Here is a 13,281-nt window from a genome sequence, read left to right on the forward strand (position 1 = left end):
GATACGCTCGTTATGAAGTTTGCATACCGAAATGCTTTACTTAAAACTTACACTGGGTGCTGCAACTAAAGAGGCGTTTGAATCTCAAAGTGACGTGGTTCAAATAAGCGTTAAATAAAATGAATAAAACACTATTAGTAATAACGACCTCTTTGATTGTCAGTGCGTGCGCTCATAGGCCACCACCTTTAGACATGGATGAAATATTTTTTGAAACGAAGATCAAGCAAGACGGTACCAAGCTCTTCGCCTTTAGCATTCCGTTAATGCAGCATCGTGACAGTGCCAAAGGTGGCGGTAAAGGCGGCCGTGGTCAGGGAGGCGAACGAAGTGGTCGTGGCGGTCGCAAAGGACAGGAAAGTCGCGAAGGCTCGTCACATAGCAGCGATAGAATGATTGAGCAACTTTATACGTCTCTAGATGAGAAACTGGATGAGACCGGTTACTGCCAAACGGGCTTTCTAGAAATAGATACACACCAAACCGAAGATAGGCTTCACCTATTAGGTGAGTGCAATGAAACGGCGAGCGAACTGGACAAAATCGAGTTCCCCAACGTTAATTAACCCGCGTTGTTGTGAAGCGCATTGCCGATGGCGTGCGCTTCATTCAACGTTCGTTTGCTAAACAACCTCTTAGTCAACACACAAGGTATGCTCCACAACGCCGTTAGACACATAGGCTCTACAGCCGAATAAGTCCGTACTTTCTAAACACACGCCGCGCGCCTTTTCTCCCGCTTCCATATTATTGTTTTTCGTAACACAAGCCACTTCGCACTCGCTGCTGTCATTACACGCATTACCAGCATCGTTTGCTGGTAGCACACAAGCATGCGCCTGCTGTCGGCCTACTTTCTTCCAGTTACCACCGTGTTTATCGCACACTTTTTCAGACTCAATGGAATAGGCCTGCTGCACCAAAGGCAAAGAGGTATCAACAACTTGCTCTAATTTTTCGACGTCTTCAACACTCGCGATTGGCTCATCAATAGGTTCTGGGGGCTGAGCGCCACAAGCAGACAAGGCTGCACACACGCCTGCTATAAACCAGATCCTAAAACGCTTCTGTGCTCTACTGCTTGCTTGTTTCATTTTTTCTCTCAATTTATTTTACTTTTTAAACCACTACTGTTTAAAAACCAAACTATTTAAGCCCCACATTACTTAAGACCTAATTTATTTAAGACCGCTGCTACTTATGACAACCGCTATTAGATAAGTTCTTATTTTGTCGATAAATCCTTATTTGCTTATTGCGCTATGCCTAATAAATTATCAAACCTATGAAATTTTAGTGCTACCTCGACGGGTCTCTACATACACTTCGCAAAACTAGCAGTATTTACGGACGCTTTATGACACTAAACCAAACCGAAAACATGGTCACCGCATTGCTCACTTTTAGCTTCGCAGTTCTTGGCCTAACATTTTTATTGGGTGCAAACCCCAATGCACTTATCGCTACATTTAATTTCTACTCGTTAGACACTGTGTTGAGCGAGAGTGCCCTTGGTGCTTTTTCAGGTATCGCATTGCTGTTACTACCGTTAATGACCATTGCAGCACGTTTTAGCCTTGTTTCAGCAAGAGCAGTAACAATATATGCCGCTTTTGTAACTGCCGTTCCATTGCTGACGTTATTATCACCAACGAGATGGATGGCCGATTTAGGGGGCTTCCCGATTATTGGCAGCGGTCAAGGCATCATCAAGTACTTCGCAGTATTACCGCTTTTCCTATTCTTGTTTTATCGCGAAAAATTTTCGCACAGGCAACTGACATACCTCAACTTTGCTCCTGTAGCCATGGTCTTATTATGGATAGGAGGCATGAAGTTTTTCGAGTTTGAAGCTAATGCAATTGTGGGGCTAGTTGAAACATCACCGTTTATGTCGTGGCTATATGCTGTGTTTAGCGTTCAAGGGGCATCGAATGTAATTGGTGGGTTTGATGTCCTCTTTGCATTGCTATTGGGTGCGGGCATCTTTTCTAAGAACAAGCCGGTGATCATTGCGAGCGGACTGGCTTGTTTATCGGTTTTTCTGATGACACAAACGTTTTTGTTTACTGTGCCGGATACCTTTAACAGCACGACTATCGTCAACCGCCTAGGTCAATTCGTTATTAAAGACCTTTGGTTTGTCGCTAATTTAGCAGTAATTGCCTATTTCACAACATCTAACTCGGGTAATGCTCAAAGCCGCAAAACGTAGCTAAACTAAATTGGGCTAAAAAAGGCCGCTTACTGCGGCTATTTCAAGTAAGATAAAACAACAAGTAAATAATAGGCAATCGTTTGATGATCTTTATTTATCTTGTTCTAGCGACAAGCTTACCCAGACTAACCTATGATCTGAGCTGGCGGCACGGTCTTTTACTAATCGATACAGGTCACTTGTTTTAGCTGGCCAAAAAACGCCTGCATCATGTACATCGAATCCATATCGAGATGGTAGAACATAGTCGGCTCTCGCGCCCCAATAAGCGGTAAAACGCTTGCTAAACGCAGCGCCGGATGCACCTGCACCACCTGCGCTTGTTGGAATGGTGTCGTTATTGACGAGCGGGTGTTCAGTTAGCTGTTCTATTACACCTTCTCTGTGTTTGTCCCCGATATCGGCAGCATTAAAATCGCCTACAAGCACAAAGCGCGTATTGTTTGCTAGGCTCACTTTCTCACCCGTGTCATCATAGATATATGCGCCTTTGTTAGGAGAAAGGTAATCCGCCATCAGCCTTATTTCATCGAAATTGCGCTTTCCGTTTCTGTCTTCGTTTCCATCAAAGTTCGGTGGCGTTGGGTGCATTGCTAACACGTGTACGGTCTTATCAACCACTTTGATTGGTACGTCCCAGTGAGACTTTGAACTTAACCTCAATGCCGCCCACTCATTTACATCGTACCAAGGGTTGCCATTGTCCACACTGCCATTTTCATCAGGAATAATAGGTACTTGGGGATGAGGCATATGGTGCCATTTGAATGTCTGAAAGGTACGGATACTATCCACATCAATAGGATATTTTGACAGTAGCGCCATACCGTATTGTCCTGGGTATAATCCGAACCCAAAGGCATCGCCACCAATACCTTCTGCCTTACCATTATTGTCTAAGTCGAAGGTGGTGGGCTCGCCCGTGTTTACTGGCGCTACGTATGTGTAAGGGTAATCCACTGGATTTAGGCCACGCTGTGAAACATTTAGATAATTTTTAATAAACGCTTCGACCCCTTTACGCTTATCTGCAATGTAATCAAACTCATTGAGCAATAAAATATCAGGGTTAACACGCTGAATAATTTCAGCAATATTTTTAACTTGGCTGTGCTCACCCGTAGACAGAACATGCTGAAGTACTTTGTCGCTCGGCTCCATGCCTAAGGCTTTATAGTTAGTCGCTTCCATACTTACGTTAAATGTAGCAACTTTTAGCCTTTGCTCTTCTTTCGAATAAGCCAACGAGGATACGCATAATGCGGGCAAAAGAGCTGTGGCAAAGAAAAGCGCCCTAATTTTCATATTGTTACCTTTTAATAACGTCGTTTGCTAACGATACCAATATAGATGAGGATTCTGAACTTTTTTGTACTGAAGAATAACAAGGGTCTGTTTAGCGTTACGTGGAATGAACCTTACCAAAAGTTACCTTCCTTTCGGCTTTCTTTTTGCCCTTGTCGTCACAACCTTGGGTTAATTCTAATCTCTCAAACTTCTACGCCATCACCACTTTTAAAATATAACTGCATCATTAAAGCATTAAACGAAATTATATTGCACAAATATAGCCACAAAGTGGAATAATAGAATCTATTACTCATATTGTACTGATATTCTTTTCTGGCGTTTAGAGAGGACAGTCCCCCTCTGAACTTTGACTGCAGCGCGCATTTTCTTAAGTAATGGCCAAGAATTTAATTAAAGGAGAGAACTGTTATGAAAAGCTGGGTTTCAAAAGCGATTAACACCATTAATGCAGATTATCAGCGCTCTGCAGACACCCACCTGATAAAGCTTGAGCAAATAGCATTTCAAAGTATCGACATCTATCTAAAAGATGAAAGCACTCACCCCACGGGCAGCTTAAAACACCGTTTGGCTCGCTCCCTTTTTCTGTATGCCCTATGTAATGGAAAAATTGTAGAGGGAACAACTGTGGTCGAGGCATCATCAGGCAGCACGGCTGTGTCTGAAGCTTACTTTGCAAAAATGATTGGTGTGCCGTTTGTTGCCGTCATGCCTAAATCTACCGCCCAGAGTAAAATAGCGCTTATTGAACGTTACGGTGGTCAATGTCATTTCGTCGACTGCCCTACTCAAATGCACAGCGAAGCCACTAAGGTAGCGAAAGAACTTAACGGCTACTTTATGGATCAGTTCCTTTACGCTGAACGCGCTACAGACTGGCGCGGCAATAATAATATTGCTGAAAGTATTTTTGAGCAGATGAAAGCCGAGCCCCACCCTGTTCCACACACCGTGGTTATGAGTGCAGGCACAGGCGGAACATCAGCAACCATAGGCCGCTACATACGATACAAAGGCCTCGCTTCAAAACTCGTTGTAGTGGACCCAGAATTCAGTGTATTTTTTGATAGCTTCAAGAATAAGGATCATACACTTACCGCTACCCGTGGAAGCCGCATAGAGGGGATTGGACGCCCTAAAGTGGAAGCCTCTTTTCAGCACGACGTTATAGACGACATGATTGCGGTTCCCGACGCGGCCAGTATTGCTAGTATGCACTGGTTAAACAATTCCATGGGAATAAAAGCCGGCCCCTCTACCGGTACCAACTTATGGGGCGCATTAAGTATTGCCAAACGAATGAAACAAAAGGGTGAAGCGGGTTCAATAGTTACGCTTATGTGCGACAGCGGGGAAAGATATGGCGACACCTATTACAACGCACAGTGGGTAATAGACAATATTGGCTGTACAAGTGTGTTTACTGAAAAACTAGAGTGTATCGAAAGCTGAATTAAAACTAAGGCAACTTGGTTTCTACAATTAACTGCGGAACTGCGTCAATCATTAATTCCAGAAGCAAAGGTGTGGCTGGACGCGCTACTGCCACTTGAGGAAGAAATCGTGGCAAGAGTAAGCGCGTGGTTACCTAAATTGGCTTACCCTATTCGAACGGGTGAACACACCCAAACCGCCTTTGCTTTTGGATTAATGTTAGATTGAGCAAAAACTGCAGAGAACAAGGAATTTGAAGCGCTGTTAACATCTAGAGTGAAAAACTATTATCTGGCCGATAAACAATGCCCTCTTGCTTACGAACCCTCTGGTCAAGATTTCCTATCACCGTGTTTGGCAGAAGCTGACTTAATGCGCCAAGTAATGTCTAAAAAAGACTATAGCCAATGGCTTTCAGCGTTTTTCCCAGGCCTCACGGTAAACATCAACTTGGCTAGCGCCTGCGACTGTGACTAACAAAACAGATGGTAAACTCGCTCACTTAGACGTGCTGAACATCAGCCAAGCGTGGATGATAGAAGGAATAATGCAGGCTTTGCCTAAACGTGACAAACGCTTACCTGTGCTTAAGAAAGCATTAAGTTCACATCGAGAGGCCGGGCTCAACGCGGTGTTTGGCGACATGCATTATATGGCCAGCCATTGGCTTGGCAGCTTTGCCAACTACTTAGAAACACAGCGCGGTTTGAATTAAAACATTTGAATACAAATGCGACGCGATGCTAGCAAGCCGCTATTAACTTAGCGACTTGCCATTCGTATTCATTGCGTTTATTAGGCCTGATAGCTTGTCAGCAGCAACAGGTTTAGAGAAATAAAAACCCTGCAAATATCTGCAGCCGTTTCGCTGAAAGAATTCGACCTGCTCCAAGGTCTCAATTCCTTCAGCCACGCATTCAATATTCAGACTCTCAGCCATACGTAATGTCGCTAGAATAATTGCTTCATTGCCACTATTAAGACCAATACCCTGAACAAAGCTCTTATCTATTTTTAGTACGTCAATCGGGAAATCTTTTAAATATTTTAACGATGAGTACCCAGTACCAAAGTCGTCCAATGCTATAATAAACCCTTTAGATTTTAGCGCTCCTATGACATGCATGGCACTGTCATAATCTTCCATCAAAGCACTCTCTGTAATTTCAAATCGAATGTTTTCTGGTGGAACACCATTCGATTGCAATAGCGCCACTATATCCTTTAACGAATACTCATTTATGAGGTGTTTTGCGCTTAAATTAATTGATAAGTAAGCGCGGCTATTATCTGCGTACAGTTGCTTATGAACAGGTAAAGCTCGCTCAATAAGTTGCGTCGTTATTTCGGCTATCATTCCTATGTTTTCCGCAACTGGAATGAAAATATCGGGTGAGATCATTTCATCACCGTCTTTCCATCTCATTAACACTTCGAAGCCTTCAATAGTACCTGTCGCACAACACACAATGGGCTGATAGTAGTTTGAAAAAGATTTATTGATGCAAGCATGTTTCAGTTTATTTTCTAATTGAAGTTTTGAACGCGCTTGCTCATTCATGTGCTCGGTAAAAAACTGAAAATTATTGCTGCCGGCTTCTTTAGCATGGTACATGGCAATATCAGCATTCTTTAATAATTCTGCTGGAAGTTGCGCATCATCTGGATAAAGTGAAATACCAATACTCGCCGATACACTCACCTCTTGGTTGGAGAGCGTAATAGGTTGCCCTAAGGCTTGTATAATATCATTGGCAATGTGACCAAGGTCCTGCACACTACCAACACCTTCGAGAAGAACTACAAATTCATCACCGCCAAGTCTCGCTACCGTGTCAGACTTCCTGATTAACTTTTCGAGACGTTTGCTAACCGTTACTAGGAGTTCATCACCGGCCTCGTGTCCAAGGCTATCGTTAACTTGTTTGAAGCGGTCTAAATCGATGAAGAATAACCCTATTCTGCTTTGTTGTGGTGCAGCTTGATGGAAAGCGTGCTGCAGGCGGTCAAGCAGAAGAGTGCGATTAGGTAGACCTGTTAAATTGTCATAGTTTGCCAACTGAACAAGCGCGTTTTGTGCGTCTTTTTGCTGCGTTATATCCGACAATATCACCAGGTAGCGATCAATTTCTTGGCCATTTCGCTCACTCGAAACTGAGGTCACCCTTATACTTACCGCGTAGCGCTGGTTTGTGAAACTGTTAATATAAGCCTCGCCACTCCAGTGTTCGTTAGGACCAAGCCTGCGCATTTCCGTATACGTTTCTTCGAGCTGCTGTTTCTGGCCACGATATAGAAGGTCGAGTTCTTCTATTAGATTTGCGTCTTTGTTAATGCCAAGCGCTTCTTTGAAGGATTGATTAACAACAATAGCCTGAAAATTACTATCGAAGATGGCTACCCAGTCACGCGTATATCGAAATGCTTCGCCAAATAACCGTGCTTTAAATTCGGCATTCACTGACTCAGTTATATTGGAATAAGTACCGACTAATCTTTTGCAACTATCCGTTTCATTACTTTCAACCAAAGAACCTACATCTCTGAACCATTCATAATGACCGTCTTTCGCTTTCATGCGATAGCTGATATCAATACCCTTAGACTTTCCGCTAGCCGCTTTCTCCCATTGCTCTAAGAATCCAGTAATATCGTGTTTATGCACGAGAGATATATGCTCTCTGAACGACAACCTTGTCTCCGTGTCTGAGTAACCCAAGTCATCCACGATACGCTCTTGGGTAATTTTATCTGAGTCCTCATACCATGCCCAAACTTTGGTATTGCTCGCAGTTAGCGCCATAGACAATCTGTTTTTATGTTTTAGTGCCTCAGAGTGCGCAGCGCGCAGTACCTCGCTGTTTTTCTTGCGTCGAGCATAGATAACTAAGGTCGACACAAGGAAAACAAAAAAATAAATAGAATACGCCAAAGGCGATGCATAAATTGGATATGCCACCTTGATTTTCAAATTTGCGCGCGGCCCATAAACGTTACTAACGGGGTCAATTCGACCCACACTAAATTCGTATTCACCAGGCTCTAACTGAGGAAATGTGACTTCGGTAGAATTTGTAGGGGGGTATACAACAGAAACATCTCCCTTTAATTCATACTGATAGTAGGAAGCCGATGTCTTCTTAGACCGCATATCGGAATAGTGAATAGTTAGCCCTACATCGTCATGCTCTAGTAATACGGCACTGTTGTTGATGGTGCCGATGCCAAGCTTTAACGGCTGACTGAGCAAGCTTGCATCAGTAATAAATGTTGACGTTGCCACATTATCTTGGTCTCTGAGGCGCTCTGGTTGCAAAATAGTGAAACCTTTTTGCGAACCGAATGCTATTTTTCCATCGCTCAAACCTACTTTTGCCCCCCAGCTGAACTCACTAGTGGACAAACCTTCTGTAGCACTATATTGCGATAATTTAATGGTCTTTGGATCGAGCTTAAGGATGCCTTGGTGGCTCCCAATCCAGATATCACCATTTTGATCTTTCTCTAAACTAACGACGAGGTTAGTCGGCAATAAGTTACTCGTGTCAAAAAAGTATTTCTGCTCATTGGTTTTTGCATCGATTCCGTATAACCCATGACCGGGATAAGTAATCCATAAAATACCGTTATCATCCAAAATAGTGTCAGTAGGATGGATTGCATATTCCGCTTGAGACTTTCTTGCTTGGTGCAGTTTCTCTAGGCTTCCGCTTGACGTGTTAAATCGCCATAGCTCCCCAATCATAGACAGTAGTATTGAACCATCCTGCGCCCCATGATCAGGTAGAAACGTATAAAACTGGTCGTATTCGAGGTTTGAAGAAAGTGTTTCGGAGAGGGATACTTGCCCTTTCTTGTCATCAAAATTCCAAAACTTGCCATCTGAGGCGACGATATAATTCTCTTTTGATGTACGAATTAAATCGTATGCCTTGTCTGAGTTTAATAGTTTGTCTTGCTGGCTACCTAAAAGATAGGGTACAGGGCGTTTATGTTCCGTATCAAACTTTACAATGCCGCCGTAAGTAAGCAACCAAACCCGATCTTTTTCGGCGGGCCTAATCGTAAATATTGAGCCCGAAGAAACAACGGCTTTATCATCGTCAGTCACTAAAAACTGCTCTACTTTCCCAGTGTCCGTATGATACAAATTCAGACCATTGTTAGTCCCTAACCATAAATTTTCGTCATCGGTCTCATATAAGCTATAGACAATATTATTACTCAACTTGTCACTACTTTTTCCATCGCCCATAACGTTTTTAAATAGCGTAGACTGAGGTGACCATAGCAATACTCCCGTTGTGCCGGTAGAAAGCCACACCTGCTCGTCAGATGTTATTGCCACTTCGTACAAGTCATCGTCTGTTATTTGTAAACGCGAGTCTGATGGTCTAAATAAATGTGTTAGCTCATTAGATGACAAGTCAATAGTATACAACCCTTGGTCTGTGGACATGTAATAGAGGGAGTTTTCAATCAGTTCGAGATCCCAGACATTCAAATGCTTTACGACTAGCTTTGCTGCTGGCATATCGCCGTCGTGTTTCACGAAATTTATTAAACCAGTAAAGTCAAATTGATAGAGGCCTTCAACCGTACCCAGCCAAAACCTCTGATGTTCATCAACCAAGATAAGCTTGGTATTAATATTGTTTAGATTGGCGCTCTCTGAACTAACATGGTCAATTTTCTTGATATCGCCTGTTTGTAGATTTTTAGCATAAAGCCCGACAGAAGTGGCTACGAATAAAACGTCTCGGGTTAGATAGGTGTAACGGATAACATCGTCATTTGAAAGCTCACTATTAGAGGAAAAAAGGTCAAAAACGGTTTCTTTTTTCTCAGTGACTAAATCAAATTTGATTATTAGATGGTCAAAGGCGACATATATGATGTTTCCAGGCGCAGAGATAAAATGAGAAGCGTATTGGTACCACGAAGGTTGCTCTTTGTAAGGAACATTAATTAATCTTTTCGACTTGCCGGTTTGCCGATTGATGCGATAAATACCACTACTGTAAGTACTTACCCATAAATCACCTCTTTGGTCTTCAAATAATGTATAGATACCATCGTCAGCAAACTCGTTATCTTGCCCCACGTATTGCTTATTTTGATTGCCGTCAAACCGATTTAGCCCAGCGTCGGTTGCTATCCACAACAGCCCTTCTTTATCAATAAGCATATCGTTCACGGTGTTTTGACTTAGGCCATTTTCAGTAGAAAGTATCCTGAAGGAAGGCATTGTAACGACTGGTTTTGCAATTGAGGAGGAAATGAACAAAAAGGAGGTGGTTAACGTCACCAACGATAAGTTCGTTGCTAAAGAGAAAAAGAAAATAATTCGGGTCTGCGCTAACATCAGTAAATAAGAACCTAAAAAGTATTCTTTATCGAATACTTGCTTCATAGCATGTCTGAATATTAAAACAAAAAATGCGAATGACAATTGTACTTTAGGTAGGCGACTAGGTTACTGACAGTTATTATGCCGACTATTTCAAATTAGTTAAAAAGACCAGACCAAGTTTGGTCTTTAGCGAATACTTGAGCTGTAGACAAATGCCAAGGCTGTGTCCAGCGAACCTAATTGGCACGCGCATCCACTACACAACATTTCAGGGCACTTTCATGGACGAATGTATAAACTGTCTTATTGACTGGTAAGCTAGAGTCCCCTTGGGGTTACTCTAGCAAGGTCGCTCACATCTAAGACACTTTACCCGCCAACTCGGCAGTTTCTTTACCCAAATTTTTAAGCTGCTTAATCGTCTTTTCATCCGTAATTGCGCCATCTTCCATAAGCGTATTTACCTTCGCGATAGCTTTTTGATTCGGCAGCACCATAGTACCCAGATTTTCAAGTAACATTCTCAGTACCACCAGCACGCGCATGCCGCCTAGCCCACCAGCAGACGCAGCCATAATTCCAGCCACCTTACCGCGATAGGCTTGTAATGGCTTTTCGCCTTCCCCCATGCGCGACGCCCAGTCGATGGCATTCTTTAGCAGTGCGGGATAGCTTGAGTTGTATTCTGGTGAAGCAATAAGAAAGCCATCATGGCTCATTAGCAATTCCTTGAACGCCTGTGCTTTTTCAGGCATACCAAACTCGGCTTCCTCATCTTCATTAAACAACGGCATTTGAAAGTCAGCCAGGTCTATAACGGTAACCTCTGCTCCAGCCTCACGTGCGCCCTCTGCGGCAACTTTCATAATAGCTTGATTGAATGAACCTTTGCGGGTACTACCTGCAAATGCAAGGATCTTAGTCATTTGAGTTTCCTGTCGTTAATTTAAGTAGTGTTCTAGTTGTCTGATTTATAGGAAGCTATCGCCCTGTCGGTTCTAATCGAAATGTAATACCACTTTACCTGCGGTTACACGCCGCGATTACGAACATTTTAAATCTCGCTGAGTCCGCAATTATCTATGCCCACTGGTAGAAGGGTCACGATTAGCGCAAACGAGCGTTGTAGGGTTGACGATTATGTTTCGTATAAAAAAAAGGCTGACAATCAATGTCAGCCTCTTTGTTATCAATATGTATGTTGTACCGCGAACACTACATTTTTTCTAGTGTTTCAATACCAAGTAGCGTTAATCCTTGCTCTAGCGTCTTGGCAACCAGAGCTGACAAGGCTAGACGGCTATCGCGTACAGCTGGCTCAATACCGTCTTTTAACATCGGGCAGGCTTCATAGAATGACATAAATGCTGAAGCCACATCATAGAGGTAAGTACACAGTACATGAGGCGTGGCTTCACGAGATACTGTACCAATCACCTCTTCAAACTGCATAAGTAATACGGCTAGCGTGTGCTCTTGTTTCTCAGCAATATTGATATCTACTGGCATGGTGGCCATATCCACACCCGCTTTTCTGAACAAGCTTTTCACACGGGTATAGGCGTATTGCAGATACGGCGCTGTATTACCTTCAAAGCTTAGCATAGAGTCCCAGTTGAACATGTAATCAGTTGTGCGGTTCTTAGACAGGTCAGCGTATTTCACTGCCCCAATACCTACCTTTCTTGCAACTTCTTTAAGTTCGTCTTCACTTAAATTGTTGTCGCGCTCAGCAATTAACTTACCCGCACGCTCAACGGCTTCATCAAGCAATTCGACCAGTTTAACCGTACCGCCAGTACGGGTTTTAAATGGCTTACCGTCACTGCCTAGCATCATACCAAACGGGCAATGCTCGTAAGTTTGCTCTTCTTTCATAAAGCCCGCTTTACGGCCCACAATTTCAGTTTGCTTGAAGTGCAGTGCCTGACGCGCGTCAGTAAGAATCAGCGTACGGTCAGCGTTTAGTTTGCCGCTGCGATAGCGCATTGCCGCAAGGTCAGTCGTTGCGTACAGGTATCCACCACCGGATTTTTGAACAATGTAAACCGCTGGGTTCCCTTCTTTATCGGCAAGTTCAGGAATAAATACTACCTGTGCACCTTGATCTTCTACTGCAAGACCTTTCGCTTTAAGGTCGCTGATTACGTTGGCTAGATCGTTGTTATACGCCGACTCACCCATAATATCTTTACGGGTAAGGCTTACGTTTAGCTTGTCGTACACTTCTTCAGAGTGAGCAATAGACACATCAATGAACTTTTCCCACAGCGCCAGACACTGAGCGTCACCACCCTGCAGCTTAACTACGTATTCACGGGCGCGGTCGGCAAAACCATCTTCTTCGTCAAAGCGTACTTTGGCTTCGCGGTAAAAGTCTTCAAGATCAGATAACGCAGTTTCAGCCACTTCATCTTCCAGCTTGTCTGATAGGTGCGCCAGCAACATACCGAACTGTGTGCCCCAGTCGCCCATGTGATTTTGACGAATAACGTTGTGCCCCAAGAACTCAAGTACTTTAACCACAGCGTCGCCGATGATGGTAGTACGCAGGTGACCTACGTGCATTTCTTTGGCCAGGTTAGGCGATGAGTAATCGACTACAATGTTTTGCTCTTTTGACTTAGCAATACCTAAACGTGGGTCGGTTAGCGACAACTCACACTGATTAGACAGCCATCCGTCATTTAAATGAACGTTGATAAAACCAGGGCCCGCCACTTCTAGCTTGCTGGCAATATCGTCGAGCTTTACAGTCTCAACAATTTTCTCTGCGATATCGCGCGGCTTTTGCTTAAGCTGCTTAGCAAGCGCCATCGCGCCGTTAAACTGATACTCACCAAATTCAGGTCGAGCGCTGCGCGAAACTGGCACCGGCGCATTTTCTACGCCCATTTCTTGTAGAGCTTCAGTAAAACGGTTAACTAATAGTGCATGTATATTCATAATATATTGTGTCTTTATT

General features: G+C 43.4%; 8 protein-coding genes and 1 pseudogene. 4 read left to right on the plus strand and 5 right to left on the minus strand.

What is annotated here, in order from left to right:
* Positions 1-194: 194 nt before the first annotated feature.
* Positions 195-566: a hypothetical protein gene (locus tag AC27KT_RS01225; protein WP_487126703.1), complete on the plus strand. Its 372-nt coding sequence runs from the start codon at positions 195-197 to the stop codon at positions 564-566.
* A gap of 69 nt (positions 567-635) precedes the next feature.
* On the opposite strand, the gene AC27KT_RS01230 is transcribed toward AC27KT_RS01225, so the two are convergent.
* Complete coding sequence (locus tag AC27KT_RS01230) at positions 636-1,094, minus strand: hypothetical protein (protein WP_321825212.1); 459 nt, start codon at positions 1,092-1,094, stop codon at positions 636-638.
* A 263-nt stretch (positions 1,095-1,357) separates the two neighbouring features.
* On the opposite strand from AC27KT_RS01230, the gene AC27KT_RS01235 reads away from it, so the two are divergent.
* Complete coding sequence (locus AC27KT_RS01235) at positions 1,358-2,215, plus strand: DUF417 family protein (protein ID WP_487126705.1); 858 nt, start codon at positions 1,358-1,360, stop codon at positions 2,213-2,215.
* Between the two features lie 93 nt (positions 2,216-2,308).
* On the opposite strand, the gene AC27KT_RS01240 is transcribed toward AC27KT_RS01235, so the two are convergent.
* Positions 2,309-3,523, minus strand: a complete 1,215-nt coding sequence (locus tag AC27KT_RS01240) for an endonuclease/exonuclease/phosphatase family protein (protein WP_487126707.1) — start codon at positions 3,521-3,523, stop codon at positions 2,309-2,311.
* 414 nt (positions 3,524-3,937) lie between these two features.
* Here AC27KT_RS01240 and AC27KT_RS01245 point away from each other — a divergent pair, with 414 nt between their 5' ends.
* Together AC27KT_RS01245 and AC27KT_RS01250 are read left to right on the plus strand one after the other, a co-directional pair.
* Positions 3,938-4,981: a PLP-dependent cysteine synthase family protein gene (locus AC27KT_RS01245; RefSeq protein WP_487126709.1), complete on the plus strand. Its 1,044-nt coding sequence runs from the start codon at positions 3,938-3,940 to the stop codon at positions 4,979-4,981.
* A gap of 18 nt (positions 4,982-4,999) precedes the next feature.
* A pseudogene (locus AC27KT_RS01250) lies at positions 5,000-5,678 on the plus strand (DUF2891 family protein); the annotation flags it as partial.
* Between the two features lie 42 nt (positions 5,679-5,720).
* Here the strand turns inward: AC27KT_RS01250 and AC27KT_RS01255 are convergent.
* The 3 genes from AC27KT_RS01255 to argS form a co-directional block, all read right to left on the minus strand.
* On the minus strand, positions 5,721-10,376 hold the full coding sequence (locus tag AC27KT_RS01255) for an EAL domain-containing protein (protein ID WP_487126711.1): 4,656 nt from the start codon (positions 10,374-10,376) through the stop codon (positions 5,721-5,723).
* A gap of 299 nt (positions 10,377-10,675) precedes the next feature.
* Positions 10,676-11,242, minus strand: coding sequence for an NADPH-dependent FMN reductase (locus AC27KT_RS01260; protein WP_014978661.1), 567 nt, complete (start codon positions 11,240-11,242; stop codon positions 10,676-10,678).
* Positions 11,243-11,531: 289 nt separating this feature from the next.
* Entirely contained in the window at positions 11,532-13,262 is a 1,731-nt protein-coding gene (gene argS / locus AC27KT_RS01265) for an arginine--tRNA ligase (RefSeq protein WP_487126713.1), read from the minus strand.
* Positions 13,263-13,281: the final 19 nt, after the last annotated feature.

This window comes from Alteromonas sp. 5NW40-0090 (genome assembly GCF_057552975.1).

Coding starts and splice junctions, on each gene's coding strand:
- AC27KT_RS01240 (WP_487126707.1), bottom strand. CDS start 3,523: ATGAAAATTAGGGCGCTTTTCTTTGCCACAGCTCTTTTGCCCGCATTA.
- argS (WP_487126713.1), bottom strand. CDS start 13,262: ATGAATATACATGCACTATTAGTTAACCGTTTTACTGAAGCTCTACAA.
- AC27KT_RS01230 (WP_321825212.1), bottom strand. CDS start 1,094: ATGAAACAAGCAAGCAGTAGAGCACAGAAGCGTTTTAGGATCTGGTTT.
- AC27KT_RS01255 (WP_487126711.1), bottom strand. CDS start 10,376: ATGAAGCAAGTATTCGATAAAGAATACTTTTTAGGTTCTTATTTACTG.
- AC27KT_RS01245 (WP_487126709.1), top strand. CDS start 3,938: ATGAAAAGCTGGGTTTCAAAAGCGATTAACACCATTAATGCAGATTAT.
- AC27KT_RS01225 (WP_487126703.1), top strand. CDS start 195: ATGGATGAAATATTTTTTGAAACGAAGATCAAGCAAGACGGTACCAAG.
- AC27KT_RS01235 (WP_487126705.1), top strand. CDS start 1,358: ATGACACTAAACCAAACCGAAAACATGGTCACCGCATTGCTCACTTTT.
- AC27KT_RS01260 (WP_014978661.1), bottom strand. CDS start 11,242: ATGACTAAGATCCTTGCATTTGCAGGTAGTACCCGCAAAGGTTCATTC.